Source organism: Clostridium boliviensis (genome assembly GCF_033342255.1).
GTDB lineage: Bacteria > Bacillota > Clostridia > Lachnospirales > Lachnospiraceae > Lacrimispora > Lacrimispora boliviensis.
On sequence record NZ_JAWONS010000150.1, the window covers coordinates 1 to 364 of the forward strand.

Annotated in this window: 1 protein-coding gene; it reads right to left on the minus strand. The window is 53.0% G+C overall.

The genetic code is table 11. The features are described 5' to 3' along the window. Positions 1–169 precede the first annotated feature (169 nt). On the minus strand, positions 170–364 hold a 195-nt coding region (locus tag RZO55_RS25890; protein ID WP_369293206.1), incomplete at its 5' end, for an inorganic phosphate transporter.

Below are 364 nucleotides of genomic sequence, written 5' to 3' on the forward strand. Positions count from 1 at the left end.
ATGCTGATTTGGTTCGGGATTCTGGTGTAAACGCCGAAAACCCTGCCTTCCGGCAGGGTTTTCTGATTGAGATGCGATTTCGCCCGCTGAGTGAAGGTCGCTTTCTCCCTTCAAGTGTTGCGTCTGCCAACCGTTTCAACCCCCGGCGACTCGGCGGGGGGTTGTTAGGTTACAGGAAAAATATCGCGATGGCTTTGAAGGTGATCCAGGCGAGGAGGGCTGACATGGGAATCGTAAAAAACCAAGTCAAGATGATTTTCCCGGCTACTTCCCACTTCACCTCTCGAAACCGTTTGGACGCTCCGACACCCAAAATTCCCGAAGTGACCACGTGCGTCGTACTGACGGGAAAACCGGTTACAGT